Annotated in this window: 20 protein-coding genes; 15 read left to right on the top strand and 5 right to left on the bottom strand. The window is 68.7% G+C overall.

The features are described from left to right. Positions 1-43: 43 nt before the first annotated feature. Positions 44-706 carry a hypothetical protein gene (locus OG289_RS42220; protein ID WP_327319290.1) on the bottom strand — a complete coding sequence of 221 codons (663 nt, stop codon included), beginning with the start codon at positions 704-706 and terminating at the stop codon, positions 44-46. A gap of 164 nt (positions 707-870) precedes the next feature. Between OG289_RS42220 and OG289_RS42215 the strand changes: the two genes are divergently transcribed. The 9 genes from OG289_RS42215 (at position 871) to OG289_RS42175 (ending at position 6,482) form a co-directional block, all read left to right on the top strand. Continuing rightward, a complete protein-coding gene (locus OG289_RS42215; RefSeq protein WP_327319289.1) occupies positions 871-1,080 on the top strand; it encodes a hypothetical protein in 210 nt (69 codons plus the stop codon). Further along, positions 1,080-1,283: a helix-turn-helix domain-containing protein gene (locus tag OG289_RS42210; RefSeq protein ID WP_327319288.1), complete on the top strand. Its 204-nt coding sequence runs from the start codon at positions 1,080-1,082 to the stop codon at positions 1,281-1,283. Before OG289_RS42215 ends, OG289_RS42210 begins: the two co-directional genes overlap by 1 nt. A gap of 132 nt (positions 1,284-1,415) precedes the next feature. Beyond that, positions 1,416-1,928 carry a hypothetical protein gene (locus OG289_RS42205; RefSeq protein WP_327319287.1) on the top strand — a complete coding sequence of 171 codons (513 nt, stop codon included), beginning with the start codon at positions 1,416-1,418 and terminating at the stop codon, positions 1,926-1,928. 256 nt (positions 1,929-2,184) lie between these two features. Next, entirely contained in the window at positions 2,185-2,448 is a 264-nt protein-coding gene (locus OG289_RS42200) for a hypothetical protein (protein ID WP_327319286.1), read from the top strand. A gap of 79 nt (positions 2,449-2,527) precedes the next feature. Continuing rightward, on the top strand, positions 2,528-4,717 hold the full coding sequence (locus tag OG289_RS42195) for a toprim domain-containing protein (RefSeq protein WP_327319285.1): 2,190 nt from the start codon (positions 2,528-2,530) through the stop codon (positions 4,715-4,717). Between the two features lie 250 nt (positions 4,718-4,967). Next, on the top strand, positions 4,968-5,537 hold the full coding sequence (locus OG289_RS42190; RefSeq protein ID WP_327319284.1) for an HGGxSTG domain-containing protein: 570 nt from the start codon (positions 4,968-4,970) through the stop codon (positions 5,535-5,537). Beyond that, on the top strand, positions 5,537-5,839 hold the full coding sequence (locus OG289_RS42185; protein WP_327319283.1) for a hypothetical protein: 303 nt from the start codon (positions 5,537-5,539) through the stop codon (positions 5,837-5,839). Before OG289_RS42190 ends, OG289_RS42185 begins: the two co-directional genes overlap by 1 nt. Next, the gene (locus OG289_RS42180; RefSeq protein ID WP_327319282.1) at positions 5,836-6,030 is read left to right on the top strand and encodes a hypothetical protein; all 195 of its coding nucleotides are present in this window, start codon (positions 5,836-5,838) and stop codon (positions 6,028-6,030) included. Before OG289_RS42185 ends, OG289_RS42180 begins: the two co-directional genes overlap by 4 nt. A gap of 29 nt (positions 6,031-6,059) precedes the next feature. Next, positions 6,060-6,482, top strand: coding sequence for a hypothetical protein (locus tag OG289_RS42175; RefSeq protein WP_327319281.1), 423 nt, complete (start codon positions 6,060-6,062; stop codon positions 6,480-6,482). A 91-nt stretch (positions 6,483-6,573) separates the two neighbouring features. Here OG289_RS42175 and OG289_RS42170 read toward each other — a convergent pair whose 3' ends face one another. Then, the gene (locus tag OG289_RS42170) at positions 6,574-7,044 is read right to left on the bottom strand and encodes a hypothetical protein (protein WP_327319280.1); all 471 of its coding nucleotides are present in this window, start codon (positions 7,042-7,044) and stop codon (positions 6,574-6,576) included. A 145-nt stretch (positions 7,045-7,189) separates the two neighbouring features. Here OG289_RS42170 and OG289_RS42165 point away from each other — a divergent pair, with 145 nt between their 5' ends. Both OG289_RS42165 and OG289_RS42160 read left to right on the top strand, forming a co-directional pair. Further along, positions 7,190-7,474: a hypothetical protein gene (locus tag OG289_RS42165; RefSeq protein ID WP_327319279.1), complete on the top strand. Its 285-nt coding sequence runs from the start codon at positions 7,190-7,192 to the stop codon at positions 7,472-7,474. After that, positions 7,474-8,547, top strand: coding sequence for a site-specific integrase (locus OG289_RS42160; protein WP_327319278.1), 1,074 nt, complete (start codon positions 7,474-7,476; stop codon positions 8,545-8,547). The genes OG289_RS42165 and OG289_RS42160 overlap by 1 nt, the downstream gene beginning before the upstream one ends. Positions 8,548-8,604: 57 nt before the next feature. Here OG289_RS42160 and OG289_RS42155 read toward each other — a convergent pair whose 3' ends face one another. Then, positions 8,605-8,922, bottom strand: a complete 318-nt coding sequence (locus OG289_RS42155; RefSeq protein ID WP_327319277.1) for a helix-turn-helix domain-containing protein — start codon at positions 8,920-8,922, stop codon at positions 8,605-8,607. Between the two features lie 290 nt (positions 8,923-9,212). Here OG289_RS42155 and OG289_RS42150 point away from each other — a divergent pair, with 290 nt between their 5' ends. Genes OG289_RS42150 through OG289_RS42140 form a run of 3 tightly spaced genes read left to right on the top strand, consistent with a single transcriptional unit; the run spans position 9,213 to position 14,064 of the window. Then, positions 9,213-9,455, top strand: a complete 243-nt coding sequence (locus OG289_RS42150) for a helix-turn-helix domain-containing protein (protein ID WP_327319276.1) — start codon at positions 9,213-9,215, stop codon at positions 9,453-9,455. Then, complete coding sequence (locus tag OG289_RS42145; RefSeq protein WP_327319275.1) at positions 9,455-13,756, top strand: hypothetical protein; 4,302 nt, start codon at positions 9,455-9,457, stop codon at positions 13,754-13,756. The genes OG289_RS42150 and OG289_RS42145 overlap by 1 nt, the downstream gene beginning before the upstream one ends. After that, the gene (locus OG289_RS42140; RefSeq protein ID WP_327319274.1) at positions 13,753-14,064 is read left to right on the top strand and encodes a hypothetical protein; all 312 of its coding nucleotides are present in this window, start codon (positions 13,753-13,755) and stop codon (positions 14,062-14,064) included. Before OG289_RS42145 ends, OG289_RS42140 begins: the two co-directional genes overlap by 4 nt. A gap of 56 nt (positions 14,065-14,120) precedes the next feature. On the opposite strand, the gene OG289_RS42135 is transcribed toward OG289_RS42140, so the two are convergent. Beyond that, the gene (locus OG289_RS42135; RefSeq protein WP_327319273.1) at positions 14,121-14,438 is read right to left on the bottom strand and encodes a hypothetical protein; all 318 of its coding nucleotides are present in this window, start codon (positions 14,436-14,438) and stop codon (positions 14,121-14,123) included. Further along, entirely contained in the window at positions 14,435-14,623 is a 189-nt protein-coding gene (locus OG289_RS42130; protein WP_327319272.1) for a hypothetical protein, read from the bottom strand. The genes OG289_RS42135 and OG289_RS42130 overlap by 4 nt, the downstream gene beginning before the upstream one ends. A gap of 171 nt (positions 14,624-14,794) precedes the next feature. Between OG289_RS42130 and OG289_RS42125 the strand changes: the two genes are divergently transcribed. Further along, positions 14,795-15,646, top strand: coding sequence for a helix-turn-helix domain-containing protein (locus tag OG289_RS42125; protein ID WP_327319271.1), 852 nt, complete (start codon positions 14,795-14,797; stop codon positions 15,644-15,646).

Here is a 15,646-nt window from a genome sequence, read left to right as displayed (position 1 = left end):
CCCTCCCCCACCTCCTGTGTTGACGGCCCCGTGCAGGACCGCCCTAGTTCGCATGTTCGTCCAAGCCACGGAACGCCTTGGGCAGCGGCGGTGGCTCGTGGTTCACAGCCCGAAGGGTCTTCCGCAGAGCCTTGACCATGTCGCGCAGCGACAGAGCCAGCTGGGCATCGGCGTCCGCGACGGCCTCCAATCGCGCGCGCTCGTCGCCTTCCGAGAGGGTCGACTGCAGGCGGGAGTCAGCGGCGCGGGCGGCCGCCTGCAGGCATTGGTGAACATAGTCCTCATGCTGCCGAAACAGCCCGATCGCCGGCGGCGGCTCCCAGCGCTGAGTCTCTCCTTCGCTCCCGGAAGGCGCCGGATACGGACCCTCGGCTCCGAACCACTGAAGTGCCGGCCACGTCGACCTGATATCGCCGGGGGCCAGTTCGACCTCCGGTTCGCCCAGCGGGAACAGGAGCGATACGGGAGCCACGTCAAGAGCTCTGGCAAGGACGACCACGTCGGCGACGGTGACCGACTGCCGGAAGCCCTTCTCCAGCTTGGCGATCACGGAGCGGTCCAGCGGGTGCCCGAGCTCGGCAGTGCGGTTGGCCAGGGCCTGGGCTGTCATACGTCGGCCGCCCACGCCTTCGCGGGCTCGGGCGACCTCCCTGCCCACGCGCTGAGCCACGCGGGCGTTGAAGTCCTTGTCAGCTTCTTGTTCCATACCGGAACACTAACCGACCTTGACACCGCATGCCAGACCATCCATGATTGAGCCACCGTCCGGGAACAACATTCGGGCACTACAGCTCCACTTTGTTCTGCTACGGAACACGAACAGAACGGAACGCCACAGTGAGCCACAGCCCCGCTACCGCGGTCCGAGGCATGTCGGAGGCCGAGGTCCTGGCACTGCCCGTATCCGTGCCCCTTGAACTGGCCAACCGCGCGCTGGGCCTGGGTCGGACCCGCGGCTACCAGCACGCGAAGAACGGCACCTACCCCGTCAAGGTCCTGCGTCACGGCGTCGCCTACCGCTGCCGCCGCGCCGACCTCCTCAACTACCTGGGCATCGAGACGGCTGCGAGCGACGCCTGATGCGCGCCGTTCCCACCCTCGACGAGGTCCGTACCTGGCCCGCCACGGTCGGAGTACCCGAGGCCGCCCGCGCGATCGGCGTATCGAAGTCGCACCTGTACGACATGGTCCGAAGGGGTGAGGCGCCGGTCACGGTCCTGACCTTCGGCGCGCGCCACAGGATCGTGACGGCTTCTCTCGTCCGCCTTCTCGAAGGCGCATGAAACGACCCCTCCCGCGCCGGCACTAGAGATGCCAGCGAGGGAGGGGCCACGGCACCAATCCGAACAGCAGCAAGACCCCGCCTCAACCACCACAGTCGCGCGGGGCCCTGCACGAAAGAACGGACAAGCACCGTGAACCAGATTACGACCAACCCGACCGTCCCCGTCAACGCGTCCACCTCGCAGACCGAGGTGCGCCCGGGCACCGAGCAGATCGACCGGCTCGCCGCCGTCCTGCCCGCCGCGATCGAGCAGGCCATGCGAACCGCCGTCCCCGAACTGTTCTCGCCCGAGCTGGCCGCCGAGTTCGCGAAGGCCATGGTCGCCGAACTGCGGAACCCGCAGCAGGACCAGCCCGCCGGCTGCCCCGTCTATCCCGGCCTGTGCACCGAGACCGAACCCGGCCACTACGACCACAGCGGCCACGACCACTCGGTAACCACCAAGGACGGCCATCACCTCCTCGACGTCGGATTCGTGCAGCTCTCCGACGGCGGCCCGGCCATCGTCTACCTCGGCGGCATGAGCCACGAAGACCTCCTCCCCGACGAGGTCCACGCGAAGACCGCAGAGCTGCGGCGCCTCCTCGACGTGGCCGACGGGATCGCGGACCGGCTCATCGCCGAGCGCGACGCCCGCGCGTGATCTCCCGTCCGGCTGCCGTACTCGCCGCCAGCTCGTGGTCGGCGGGGGTACGGCGGCCGGACACCACAACCCGCAGTCCACATAACTCGCGAGACGGCCGGCGCAATGCCGGGAACCCGCATCCGCCTCGCCTCGCGAATCGGACAACAACATGCGCGACACATGGCAACGGGGCCCGGCCAGCACGCCGAACCCCGCACCGCCCGACACCGGGCACGCGACAGACAGCAGCGTAGCTGGCACCACAGACGGCGCGATGCCGAGAGACGCCGAGCTGGACTTGGGGGCGATCCTCGCCCGCATCGGCAGCCTCGACGACGAGCAGCTGCAAGCCCTCGTCGAGGACCTCGACTCCGCCGTGCACGCATTCCTCGGCGGCCCGCCCGGCGACACCGACATGGACCTGATCACGGTGGCAGCCGCCGCCCGCATCACCCTCCGCCGCCGCAAATCCGCCGCAGGCCGACGCCGCGCAACCCAACGCATCCGCCAACTGATCAGCACGGAGAACGTCCAGTGAGCGACGGCACCGCCTTCAACCGGATTGCCGACCGCATCCGCACCCTCGGCATCCCACACCGGTACAGCGGGGGCGCCGCATGACGACCATCGCCTACACCGCCATCGACAGACTCCGCGACATCCTGCGCGACCTCGGCGAGCCGACCCGCATGGACCGTGGCGACAGCTTCCGCACCCGTGGGCGCTGTCACGACGGTGACAGCCCTGACACCGTGTCCGTGCGGCGCAGCGACGGCAAGGTCGACATCCATTGTCACAAGTGCGATGGCGACGACCAGTACCTGACGGCTATCGGATGGACCGTCGCAGACCTCTACGACGAGCCGCGTGAGCACAACCAAGGGACGTTCGCGGCGGCACCCCGGCCTCGGCCGAAGCCCTCCATGCAGAAGACCTCACGGGCCCGGACAAAGGCCAAGAGGCCTCTTCGCGGCGAGACCGCCAGCTATCAGTACTGCGACGAAAACGGCACACCCTTGTTCGAGGTCGTCCGGATCGAGATCCCAGGCCAGTCCAAGGACTTCAGGCAGATCGGTGCGGACGGCTTCTACGGCACGCCTGGTATCCGCCGCGTCCTCTACCGGTTGCCGGACGTCATCAAGGTGGCGCAGGCAGGCGGATACGTAACCCTCGTCGAGGGAGAGAAGGACGTCGAAACCCTCGTCGCCGTGGGAGTTACAGCCACCACGATGCCCGGTGGCGTCGGCATGGGATGGACGGACGAGTACACCGAGTCGTTGAAGGGAGCGGCCGAGGTGATCGTGGTCGCCGACCGCGACGCCAAGGGCCGCGAGCACGCGGAGAAGGTCGCCGATTCCCTGGAGCGGCACGGACTCGCCTACCGCATCCTGGAGTCCGACCGTGCGAAGGACATCACCGACCACTTCGCGGCCGGCGGGACCCTGAACGACCTGGTCCCAGTGAACGCCCCTTCCAACTGCGCGAACGACCAGGCGGAGATCCCGCCGACCCAAATCCAGATGGAGTTCTGGAACTCCCGCGAGTCCCTGGCCAGCATCAGGCGCCTCGCCCATTCGCGACTGTTGCCCGCAGACACCACACTCGCGGCGATCATGGCCCGTGTGTCGGGCGCGGTCCCTCACACGTTCACCGCGAAGAGCCCTATGGGACACGCTTCCCTGAATCTCGCGGCCGCCATGATCGGTGGACCGTCAGCTGGTAAGAGCCAGTCCGCCCGCGCGGCGCGGCTGGCCTTCCCGGCCCCTGATCGCCTTCAAGGCCGCGACGGGCTGCCGATTGGCAGCGGCGAGGGCATGACGGAGGTCTTCATCGGGCTGCAAGAGCAAGAGACCGGGGAGGTGAAGAAGGGGCCAGGCGGCACGGAAACCCCGGTGACCGTCCAGGTGCGTATGCAGATCCACCACAACGCGTTCTTCTACGTCGACGAGGGCAAGTCCATTGGCGACTTGGAAGAGCGCGGCGGGTCGACGCTCGGCGAGACGATCCGGCGCGCCGCCATGGGCGAGGCGCTCGGGCAGACGAACGCCTCGCAGGATCGGAAGCGGTTCGTCGCCCCCATGTCCTATGCCATGGGCGTCCTCGTCGGCCTCCAACCGTCCATCGCGTCGACCCTGTTGAAGGACGCCGGCACGGGCACACCGCAGCGGTTCCTGTGGCTGTGGGCCCGGGACGTGACCATCCCGGACGAGGTTGTCGAGCACGCCGGAGTGATCGACGTTCACGCGATCAACGACCCGAGCTACGGCGGCACGGTGGTGTTCGAGGTCCCGGCCCAGGTCGCGGCGGACATGCGCGCGAAGCGCCTGCACGCGGTACGCACCGGCGGCGCTGACACCGATGAGATCAACGGCCACGAGCCGGTCATGAAGATGAAGTTCGCGGCGCTGCTGGCGATCATCGACGGCCGATACCACATGACCATGGACGACTGGCGTCTCGCGGAAATGCTGTGGACGACGTCGTGCGCAGTCCGGGACGAACTGATCGGCCTGGCGGCGCGTGAGGCGATCGCAGCCCGCAGGGCCGCCGAGGCTGCAGAGATCGACCTCGCGGCACGCAAGGAAGACGCCCTTGACAAGGCCGCGATGAGGCGCGAGGCCCGCCTGAAGAAGGTCCTTGAACACCTCGCAAACGCCGGCGGTCGGATGAGCCGGACCGACCTGATCCAGAAGTTCCATTCCCGGTACCGCGGCGAACTCCCGGACGTGATCGAACGGGGCGTCGCCAAGGGCGTCCTGCGAGCGGTCGAAGAGGACGGGGACTGGTGGGTCCATGCCGTCGCCTAAGCCAGCCGCCGGGACTCAGGACACCCAGGACACCTGTCCTGACCCCCCTGTGAAGCTCCGAGATGAAGCTTCTTTAGATCTACCCGTAATGATAGAAAAAGGACATCAAGTCTCTTTCGTGTGACGCGCGAGAGGGGGCCCAGGACACCTGTCCTCTCCTGTCCTACGCAGGTCAAGAGGTGTCCTCGGTGTCCTGGCCCCGCGAAGTGTCCTCCGAAGCAGATCACGCCACAGCCTGAATGGAGACCCCATGCAGCTCACGGAACAACCACCACCCCATGCACGGACCTGCGGAGCTCGACGCCGAGACGGAGGTGCCTGCACCAACGCGCCCATGAACGGCGGCGAACGCTGCCGCATGCACGGCGGATCCAGCCCCCAGGCCAAGGCAGCAGCAGAGCGACGCCAGCTCGAAACCGAGGCGCGGGCGATGCTCGCCGAACTCGACGTCGACCCGGTGAGTGATCCGCTCGCCGCCCTGCTCAAGCTCGGCGGCCAGGCCCTCGCCTGGCAGGAGGCCGCGGCCCGGCTGGTGAACGAACTGCAGGACGTCAGGTACCGGGCCGCGAACGGCACCGAGCAACTGCGTGCCGAGGTCGCATTGTTCGAGCGGGCGACGGACCGAGCGTGCTCAGTGCTCGCGACGATCGCCCGCCTGAACATCGACGAGCGACTGATGGCTGTGTCGGAGCGCCAGGCCGAGGCTGTGATCGGTGCAGTCGAGGCAGCTCTCGTCGCGGCCGGCGTGACGGGCGACCTGGCGACCGAAGGTCGTCGGGCAGCGGCCCGTCACCTGCGGCTCGTGAAGGCGGTCGGCTGATGGGCGACGTCCTGGGAATCGTGGCGGACTGGCTGGAGTTCGGGCGGCCGAGCGAGGGCGAGGACCTGTGTGTCCATCACGGTCCGGCGTGCGGCCTCGGCACGGTCGAGCTGCCGGAGATCTACAGGCTTGCCGTCGAGGCGCGGCGGCGGTTGGGGATGCCTGCGCCGCCGTTGGACGAGCACCGGGTCGCGACGCCGGCCGAGGCAGCTCGGTACCGGCGGGAGTACGCGGAAGCCCTCGCTGCGGCGCAAGCCCGCAACGCGGCCATCGAGGCGGAACTTCGAGGGGAGCAGCCGTGAGCAGTCACGTTGAGCAGGCCGTAGCCGCCCGGATAGCCGCGGCCCGCCGCAAGGCGGAGGCGGAGCGGAAGCGCCGCGCCGAATTCGCAGCCGCACGACAGGCCGGCCTCGCCAAACGGCATGCGGCCAAGTTGCTTCATCTCGCCGAGACCTCGCTGGACAACCGCACGTTGGCCGCGTCCAGCGTGTGACCCACAACCCAGGAACGAAGGAGATCACCATGACGAACGTGAACCCGCCCACGACGGCCAGCGCGGCCGCGCACGCCGAGCGGATCAAGGCGCGGGAGCAGTCCCGTGCGCAGGCCGCGGGGGAACGGGACACCCGCCAGACGTACGAGATCTACGGGGAGCGTGCGGCGGCCGGCTACCGCGTGGATGAAGCGGCGCGGGAACGGGCCCGCCTGGACGAACTTCGAGCGCGCGGGGTCATCAGCGCGGACCCGGAGCCGGAAGACGTCGAGTACGAGGACGAGGACGTCGAGGAGGTCGACGACGAGCCCGAGGCCGAGACGCCGAAGACGACGGCGGAGATCTACGGGGCTCGGGAGTTGGAGCGGCAGAAGCACGAGCACGAGCTGTACCGGGCGGCAACGCGAGGTGTGGCCGCGCATGCCGCGGAGCAGGCGCGCCGGATCTGGTGACCTGCGCCTGATATTCACCGCTCGATGAATTGCGCCCGGTCGCCTCCACGGCGGCCGGGCACAGTCATGCTGGATGCAAAAAGAGCGACGATCACTGGCGCCTCGCTTTGGCCCGTCGAACGACTCGCGCGGCGACCAAGGCCAGGGCGACGAAGCCAGCCGCCGCGTAGATCGCATAAGTGGCGTCACCGTAGTCCACCGCCAGTTCGATCACCGCCGACGCAAAGACTGCCGTGGCTCCGAACAGAACGGTTACCCAGCCGAGGTACGTTCGCGATAGCTCGGTGAGGCGGCGGGCATTCTCTCCGCCTTGGCGTGTCACTTCAGAGAGGGCCTGAATCATCGCTCTCATCGTCCGGGCCGCGTCAATCGCGGCCGGCAGGAAGGTGAGAAGCCCGAAGATACTGCGGGCCTTGCCCGTTAGTGTGAACATCTTCCGCACGGCGTCGGTGGTGTGGGTGCTGTCGAGTAGATCCCGATACTCCATCACCGCGAACCAGGCCTGGGCAGCAGACCCCATCACGACGAGCAGGGTGCCGCCAGCGGCCAGCCAGTGGGTCACGAGAGTTGATGTTTCCGGTGGCGCCTCCATGTGCTGCCAACGTGACGATGCAGCAGTTAGCAACGGGCCGAATGAGCGAGATCCCCGATGCCCGACCTTGGCTCACGATAATGTTCCTTCTCATGAGCCAGGAAAGGAAGTTCTGATGTCCGCTCCGCAGCACTCCAACGAGATCCCAATCAAGGTTGTCCTGCCCGGCGAAGATCCGGCCAACGTCACGTTCGATGAAGCCGGTACGCCGCTGCTCGAATTCGTGGAGAGCAACGAGCATGGGATGCCTGGCTGGCGCCTGTCATACGTTGACGCCACCGACGGCGTAGAAGACCACTTCATCCCCGGTCAACTCGATGATCTCGGATGGGTATCTACTCAAGCTCGCGGACACTTGCAGGCGATCGGCTGGCCGCTCCGCTCCGGCGGCGAGGACTGATGGTGGTGCGCAGCGGCGAACTGGTAGTCGCGGCGATGGACGGCGCCCCTCTGTCGGCAGTCTCGAACGCCTCCATGTCCCTCTCCGGTGCTGCCCGCGAGGCCCTCGCCACCGGCACAGCCGACTCAACCCGCCGCGCATACACCGGAGACTGGCGAACCTTCACCGACTGGTGCGCAGCGAACAACCGGACCGCGCTCCCCTCGACGCCCGAGACGATCGTCGAGTACGTCGCCGCACTCACGACCACCCCTCGCCCCCGGACCGGCCGCCCGTACTCGCCCAGCTCGATCGAGCGGGCCGTAGCCGCGATCCGCACCGCGCACTCCGCCGCGAACCTCAACCCGCCAAGCACGAAGGGCGCCCGCATCGTGCTGCGCGGCTACCGCGACCGGCTCGCCCGCGCGAAGGATCCGGCGGCCAAGGCGCGCAAGGCGCAGCCGGCCGTGCCCTCGGCGCTCCGGGCGATGCTCGCCACCCTCGACCGCGAGACGCTGATCGGCAAGCGGGATGCCGCCCTGCTCCTCCTCGGGTTCGCGACGGCGGCCCGCGTCTCCGAGCTCGTCGCCCTCGACCTGGCCGACGTCCCCGAGAGCGAGAACGGCATCGAAGCGTCCGTCTACCGGCGCAAGGTGAAGGCCTTCAGTGACACCGCCGTACCGTTCGGCTCCAACCCGGCCACTTGTCCAGTGCGCGCCGTCCGTGCGCTGCGCGAGGCCATGACCGAAGCCGGCCGGACCGACGGCCCGTTGTTCGTCCGTATCGACCGGCATGGCCGTATCGCGCCGCCGATGTACCGCCGCGGCGTACCGATCGGTGACCCGTCCGGGCGCCTTACCGCACAGGCCGCCGCCCAGGTCGTCGAGCGCGCCGCCGACGCCGCCAGCCTCGAAGGCCAGTGGTCCGGGCACAGCCTTCGCCGAGGGTTCGCCACCGCCGCCAGGAAAGCCGGGCACGACCTGGTACGGATCGGCCGGCACGGCGGATGGGCCGACGGCAGCAAAGCGCTACTCGGCTACTTCGAAGACTCCGACAAGTGGGAGGACAACCCCGTCACCGGTACTGGCCTGTAGCCCGTCAGTCGGAAGCAGGAGGGGAGCCCCGTCGCCGCGATGGCAGACGGGGCTCTGTCACGTCGGCACTACGACCCGTTCCCGCGCTGCCCTTTGAGTTCCTCGCCGGGCGCGCAGCTCGACGTCGTCGACCGCGACGGAGTGCAGCACCGCTGCGGCCCACGGGTCCAACTGCAGCACCTCGGAGACGCGGCCGGCCATGGACACCGACGGCGGCCGCTCCCCGGCTTCCAGGCCTCGAACCCAAGCGTGCGAACGCCCGACGGCCCGCGCGAGTGCCCGGCCCGAGTAGCCGGCCTCGGTACGTGCGGCGGCGAGCATCGCGCCAAGGCCGATTGGTAGCGGAGTCCAGCGCGGTGAAGTGGTGGATGCCATGCCATTCAGCTTTCCCTTGGTGATGAATCGAAGGTTACAGCCCCAGACAACCTGTGAATCAAAGGTCCATTGGAGTATCCTTCCAGCAGGACGAACCGAGAAAACCGAGCCGGGGTCCAGCAGTCGTGATGACTGCACGGGCGTGATGCCCCCAGGGACATAGGCACGGTGCACGGCGTGGTGAAGGAGCGGCCCGGTCAGGAGCCGCGAGGCCAACAGCGGATGCGGACGCCGAGCACGAGGAGCGGGCCATCTCAGGCCCGCGTGACACGTCCCCTCCGCGATCCTTCATGCCCCCTGGGGTTCCCGTGCCGCGCACCTTCTCCGGCCCACGCCTACGCGACCAACGCCGCCTTGCCGGCCTCTCCGTCCACGACGTCGCCGCCCGCATAGGCCGCAGCTGCTGGTCGGTCTACGCCTACGAGCGTGGTCACGCAGTCCCACCGATCCCGGTGGCGGACGCCATCGCTGACGCCCTGGGCCTTCCGCTCGATCGGTTCCTCGCAGACGACCGCCAGGCGGTGGGTGCCTGATGGCTGGTTCGTTCCGCATCGCAGAGGGTTATGTCGAAGTAACCGCCGATGAGTCCGCCTACGACCGGGCCATGGACCGCCTCAAGTCCAAGCGGAATCAGGTCGGCGTCCGGATCCAACTCGACGACCGGGCCGCAAAGACCGACCTCGACCGGTTCCTCCGCGATCGCACCCTCGGCGTCAAACTCAAGGTCGACGAGACCGCCCTCTCACGGCTCCGTCTGCGGGACATCGAAGTCGGCATCATCCCGAAGATCTCCGACGCCGCCTACCGCATCGCGCAGAACAAGCTCGACCGGCTCACCGCGGACCGCTACGTCAACATCCGCGCCTCCATGGACACGCGCGTCGCAGCCGACGATCTCGCACTGTTGACCCGCCGGCGCACCGTGCGCGTCGACGTCGACGTCAACCGGTCCGCGCTCACCATCCTCACCGGCCTCGGCGGCGCAGGCGGCGGCGTCGGCCTGCTGTCCGCGCGGTTCGCCGGCCTCGCCGCCGCCGCGCTCTCCGCCCTCCCGGCGGTCGCCTCCCTCGCAGGTTCCGTCGCCCAGATGGGTCCGGCCGCAGCCCTCGCCGTGCCCGCCCTCGGCGGTCTCGTCACGGCCGTGGCCACCCTCGCCGTCGGCCTCCACGGGGTCGGCGACGCCTTCCAGGCCGCAGGCGCCAAGAGCGGACAGAGCGGCGCCTCCGCCGTTGCCGCAGCCCGCGCCGTCGCCCAGGCGCAGATCCAAGTAATCCGCGCCTCCCGCGCGCTGAAGGAAGCACAGACCGATGCGGCCCGGCAGATCGCCGACGCCCAAGGGCGGGTGAAGGACGCCGCGGAAGACGTCCGGGACGCCAAGGTGAAAGCCGCCGCAGACCGGCAGGCCGCACTACGCCGCGTTGCCGACGCCGAGCGGGCGCTCACGGACGCGGTCAACGACGCCAGGCACGCCGAGGAAGACCTCACCACCGCCCGCAAGGAAGCCGCGCAGCAGCTGGAGGACCTGAACAACCGTCTCGTCGACGCCCAGCTCGACCAGCGCCAAGCCGTCCTCGATGTACAGGACGCGGAGAAGCAACTCGCCGCGGTGAAGGCGAAGGGCGCCGCCGCTTCCGCCGCGGACATCGAGGAAGCGCAGCTCGGCTACGACCGCGCGGTGCAACGCCTGCGCGAGCAGCAGACGGAGACGGCGAGGCTCACCGAGCAGACCGCCGCAGCGAACAAGGCCGGCGTCGCAGGCTCCGACACCGTCGTCAAGGCACAGGAGAAGGTGGCCGACTCGCAGCGCACGGTCGGTGACCGCACCCGCGATGTCCGGGACGCGCAGGCGGAGGCGGCGAAGACGGCGAAGGACGGCGCCGAGGCCGTCCGCGACGCCCAGGAAAAGCTGGCGCAGGCTCAGCAGGGCGTGGCCGACGCGCAGGTTGCCGCGGCCCGGCAGGTGCGGGCTGCGACGGAAGCCGTGGCCGATGCGCAGAGGGCGGCTGCAGCAGCGCAGGAGAAGGGCGCGGCCGCGACGGACAAGTACGCCGACGCCATGGCCAAGCTGTCCCCGAACGCCCGCGCCTTCGTCAAGGCCGTCCGAGCGATGGGGCCCGCGTTCTCGTCGCTGCGGATGGAAGTTCAGGACCGGCTGTTCCGCGGCCTGGGCACCTCCTTCACCCGCATGGCGACCGCCTCCCTGCCCGCGCTGAGGGTCGGGCTCGGCGGCATGGCCGACGTCCTCAACGGGATGGGCCGCGGCCTCATGGACACCTTCACCAGGCTGGCTGACCAGGGCCTGTTGAAGCGGATGTTCGACGGGTTCAACAACGGGATGAAGCCGCTGGTCAACATTCCCGGCCAGCTCGGGCAGGCCTTCGTCCAGCTCGGTATCGCCGCGGCGCCCGCGCTGGAGCGGATCACCAAGGGCATGGCCGGCGTCGCCGACCGCGTCTCGGCGAAGCTCACGGCCGCGTTCGAAGACGGGCGCCTGGAGAAGGCCATCAACCGGGGCATCGACGTTGCCAAACGGTTCGGCCGACTCCTCGGCGACATCTTCGGCTCCCTCGGCAACATCATGCGGGCCGCGGCCACCGGCGGGGGCGACGCCCTCACAACACTCGGAGACGCCTTCCGAGAGCTGCGCCGGATCACCGCCCTGCCGGAGATGCAGAGCGGGCTCGCCTCGATCTTCCGGGCGCTCCACGAGATCGCGTCAACGCTGATCGTCGTCGTCGGGGCCGCGCTGCAGGCCGTCATCCCGATGGTGAAGCCGTTTGCGGAAGCGTTCGCCGGCCTCGCCGCGGCGGTCAAGGGCCCGTTGATGACGTTCTTCAAGTTCGTCGGCGAGCACTCGACTCTCTTCGGATCACTCGCTACCGGGGTCCTCGCCATCGTCACGGCCATGAAGGCGTGGGCGCTTGCGACCGGGTTGGTGACGGCGGCGCAGGGCCTGCTGACGGCGGCGACGACGGCGTTGAGTGCGGCGTGGGCGGCGAACCCGATCGGTGTGGTGGTGCTGGCGTTGGTCGGGCTGGGTGCTGCTCTGGTCTACGCCTGGAATCAGTCGGAGACGTTCCGGAGCATCGTCATCGGCGTCTGGGACGCGGTGAAGGGGGCGTTCGCAGCTACGGCGGACTGGATCAACAAGTGGGTCATCCAGCCGTTCAAGCACCTGTACGACGTCCTCGTTGGGCACAGCATCATCCCTGACCTGGTGCGGGCGATCGTCTCGTGGTTCACGAGCCTGTGGACGAAGACGAAGGAGATTTTCACCAGCCTGAAGAACTGGCTGGTGAGCACGTGGAACGGCATTTGGTCGTCGTTCACCACGCGCTGGAACTCGTTCTGGTCGGGGCTGCGGACGTCGCTCAACAACGCGTGGGCGACGGTCAAGTCCCAGTTCACGAGCTTGAAGACGTCGCTGACGAACACGTGGTCGTCGATGTGGTCCGGGATCACATCGAAGGTCACCAGCGTGTTCTCTACGATCAGCGGGAAGATCGCCTCGTTCAAGTCCGGCATGTCCAACGCGTTCAGCCTGTTGAAGACCGGGCTGGGCACGATCTGGGACGGCGTGAGGTCGAAGATCTCCGCGCCGGTGAAGTGGGTCGTCGACCACGTCTACAACCAGGGCATCCGGAAAATGTGGAACTCCATCGCAGGGAAGATCAGCAGCAAGATCACGCTCCCGGCGGTGCCCCTCAACTTCAACACCGGTGGTGTCGTCCCCGGCAGCGGCAACACCGACACCGTGCCCGCCATGCTCACCCCTGGCGAACGCATCCTCTCCAAGCAGCAAGTGACCAAGCTCGGCGGGCACCGCGGCATCGACGCCATGCTCGGCCAAGACACGCCCACCAAAACCGGAGGCAACCCGTCCCGGCAGGAGGAACGCCAGCGCTACCAGGGCGGCACCCAGCACTTCGCGTCCGGAGGCATCATCGGCAAGGTCACCGGCGCCGTCTCCGGAGCCGTGTCCTCGGCCGCATCGTGGGCGAAGGACCTCGTCATCGGCGGCCTCAAGTCCGCCGCGCAGAAGGCCCTCACCGCGCTGGTACGGCCGCTCATCAACCAGATCCCGGGCTCCGGCATCGGCGGCCTCATGAAGGGCCTCGCCAACAAGGCCGTCGACGGCATGCTCGGCTGGTTCGGCAACGAGGACAAGAAAGCGGTCGGCGGGCCGGCCGTGCAGAAGGCCTTGTCGTGGGTGAAGACGCAGAACGGGCTGCCGTATCAGTGGGCTGGAAATGGGAACCCGAGTTGGGACTGTTCGGGGCTAATGTCCGCAATTGAGTCCGTGATTCGGGGAGAGCGTCCACACCGCCGGTGGGCAACCGGCAGCTTCGTCGGGAACTCGGGCCCGTCCGGGTGGGTGCGGAACCTCAACAGCCCGTTCATGATCGGCATCACGAACGCGGGCGTCGGCCACACCGCGGGCACGCTGGCCGGGATGAACGTCGAGTCCAGCGGCGGCGCCGGCGTCCACATGGGCAAGTCCGCCCGCGGCTACAACGACCCCATGTTCACTAGCCGATGGGGCTTCGCGCCCGCCGCGAAGTACGACTCGGGCGGCCTGCTGCAGCCCGGCGCGACCCTCGCGATCAACAAGACGCGGAAGCCGGAAGCGGTCCTCACCGCAGAAGAGCACGAGGCGTTCCGCAGCATCGTGACCGGGCTGAGCTCGGCCGATTTCGGCGGTAGCACGGTCAATGTGTCGGTCGAGGTCAAGTCGATGACGGTTCCCTCGCCCGCCGAGGTGAGGCGCTTCGCTGAGGCGATCGCCGACCCGGTGAAGGAAGCCATCCGTAAGAGCGACAGGAGCCGCGCATGATGAGCCCTCGACTGCGCCGCCAGGCTCGGCGGACCACTCCGAAGAGGAACACCACCGTGGGCCTGGCGGAGGGTCTGACCGCCGAGTACCCGCTGCCGTGCAGGGTGCACAAGGGCCTCGACCTGATCGCCTGCCCTGTGTGCCAGGCCGCCGACGATCTGGTGGTGTCCATCGACGGGAACGACCGCAGCGAGACGGCATCGTTCATGACGTGCCCGGACGGACACCGTTGGGCGGAGCCGCGGTTCCCGCGCCGGCTGGGCGTCGAGATCCTGGAGAAGTACATCGCGGACGGCAAGCACTTGTAGGTGCCGTTGACCCGCCCGCCCTCTTGAGCCTTGGGGGTACGAGGGCGGACGGGAGATCAGCTGGTTGTCTGGCGGCGGAGCGCGAGCGCGTACAAGGCTCGGGCATCCGGACAGTAGTCGCCGTGGGAGCAGCGGGCGCACGCCCGGATGTGGACGTCGTACACGCGGCCCGCCTCACGCCTGGCGCAGGACTGGCAGGAGCGCGGCTCCCACCGTTTCAGGGTCCCGTCGATGACGCTGAGCCGTACCCCCAGCTCCATCGAGGGCGCGCCGCCGCACCACACGCAGTGCTTCCCGTCGACCCGCTCGGAGGCGAGGCCGGCGGCCTTGGGTACGGGCAGCATCGAGACCGCGCACACGAAGCCTTCGTTCACGGCTGGTCGGCGATCGGGACGAGGTCGTAGGCCTCGCGGCATGAGAAGCAGGCGAAGAGCCGCGCACCGCTCGTATCCCGAACCGGGCGGGCCGTGTTGCTGTAGGCCTCATGCCAGGCGCACCAGGCGATACCGGCAACCTGGGGGATGGCTGGTCGCTGGTCCGGCTGCGTAGGGTGCTGCACGTTGACGGCTCCTCTGAGGCTGTCGGCCAAGCCCGGGGCCGTTCGCGCGGTCGCCGGGATTTTGCGTACCTGGTCAGGCTGGTGTGACGGACGGTGTCGACTCGATCCCCCACCGGTAATCTCACCGTGAGATACCTTTCGATCCCATTCGTGGATACCGGGGGCCGCACCATGGGAACCGCACTGGAGCCGATCGAACTACCGGCCTGGGCATGGGAGAAGGCCGAGGTCCGCCAGGCCCTGCGCGCCCGGGACATAGGCGCCGTCTTCCGGCACGTGCAGCAGTACGCCGGCGCGAGTCAGGCCCGCATCGCCACCGCGGCGGGGATGACGCAGGCCCGCGTCAACGAGATCATCAACGGCCGCCGTGAGGTGTCCCGGCTCGACGTGTACGAGCGGATCGCCGACGGGCTGCACATGCCCGACGATGCACGGCATCTCCTCGGCCTCGCGGCGAGCAGGGAGAAACGCACGGGCGGCCCGGCATTCGACCTCGCCGCGTTCCCGGAAGTGGTGCGCGTGTACGCGGCGCAGAACTCGGCGGCCGCAGAGATCCGGCAGCAGGCCCGCGAGGCACAGGAGTTGGACGTCCTCGCGGTGCGCGGCCTCGGCCTGATCGGATTGAACGACAGCCTGCTGCGCGCCTGCCTCCCGCGCGAACAGGGCGGCCGGGGGCTCCGTGTCCGGGTGGCGCTCCTCGACCCCGACAGCGACGCCCTGGGCCGCCGCGCGGCCGAGATCGGCGAGTCCGCCGAGTCCCTCGCTGGCGGTGTTCGTCTGGCGGAGGCGCGGCTACGGGAGTTGGCAGGCGCGGGTGACGTCGGAGTGTGGCGGTACCGGATGCTGCCCACTTGGCGGGTCATCCGCACGGACGGAACGATGTTCGTCGGCGCCTTCGATGCCGGGTGGGAGGGCCACGAGTCGGCGATGTACAAGGTGATGGCGACGCCACACGGTCCCCTGTTTCGGGGGTTCCGGCGGATGTTCGAGGCGGTCATCGACGGCGCGCAGCGCACCGTCTGA

It is taken from the genome of Streptomyces sp. NBC_01235 (assembly GCF_035989285.1).
Lineage (GTDB): Bacteria > Actinomycetota > Actinomycetes > Streptomycetales > Streptomycetaceae > Streptomyces.
The sequence above is the reverse complement of the archived record's forward strand: the minus strand, read 5'-3'. Positions and strand labels throughout refer to the sequence as shown.

Bases quoted from the DNA above. Each gene is read 5' to 3' on its own strand.
- OG289_RS42220 (WP_327319290.1), bottom strand. From the start codon at position 706: ATGGAACAAGAAGCTGACAAGGACTTCAACGCCCGCGTGGCTCAGCGC.
- OG289_RS42215 (WP_327319289.1), top strand. From the start codon at position 871: ATGTCGGAGGCCGAGGTCCTGGCACTGCCCGTATCCGTGCCCCTTGAA.
- OG289_RS42210 (WP_327319288.1), top strand. From the start codon at position 1,080: ATGCGCGCCGTTCCCACCCTCGACGAGGTCCGTACCTGGCCCGCCACG.
- OG289_RS42200 (WP_327319286.1), top strand. From the start codon at position 2,185: ATGCCGAGAGACGCCGAGCTGGACTTGGGGGCGATCCTCGCCCGCATC.
- OG289_RS42195 (WP_327319285.1), top strand. From the start codon at position 2,528: ATGACGACCATCGCCTACACCGCCATCGACAGACTCCGCGACATCCTG.
- OG289_RS42190 (WP_327319284.1), top strand. From the start codon at position 4,968: ATGCAGCTCACGGAACAACCACCACCCCATGCACGGACCTGCGGAGCT.
- OG289_RS42185 (WP_327319283.1), top strand. From the start codon at position 5,537: ATGGGCGACGTCCTGGGAATCGTGGCGGACTGGCTGGAGTTCGGGCGG.
- OG289_RS42175 (WP_327319281.1), top strand. From the start codon at position 6,060: ATGACGAACGTGAACCCGCCCACGACGGCCAGCGCGGCCGCGCACGCC.
- OG289_RS42165 (WP_327319279.1), top strand. From the start codon at position 7,190: ATGTCCGCTCCGCAGCACTCCAACGAGATCCCAATCAAGGTTGTCCTG.
- OG289_RS42160 (WP_327319278.1), top strand. From the start codon at position 7,474: ATGGTGGTGCGCAGCGGCGAACTGGTAGTCGCGGCGATGGACGGCGCC.
- OG289_RS42155 (WP_327319277.1), bottom strand. From the start codon at position 8,922: ATGGCATCCACCACTTCACCGCGCTGGACTCCGCTACCAATCGGCCTT.
- OG289_RS42150 (WP_327319276.1), top strand. From the start codon at position 9,213: ATGCCCCCTGGGGTTCCCGTGCCGCGCACCTTCTCCGGCCCACGCCTA.
- OG289_RS42145 (WP_327319275.1), top strand. From the start codon at position 9,455: ATGGCTGGTTCGTTCCGCATCGCAGAGGGTTATGTCGAAGTAACCGCC.
- OG289_RS42140 (WP_327319274.1), top strand. From the start codon at position 13,753: ATGATGAGCCCTCGACTGCGCCGCCAGGCTCGGCGGACCACTCCGAAG.
- OG289_RS42125 (WP_327319271.1), top strand. From the start codon at position 14,795: ATGGGAACCGCACTGGAGCCGATCGAACTACCGGCCTGGGCATGGGAG.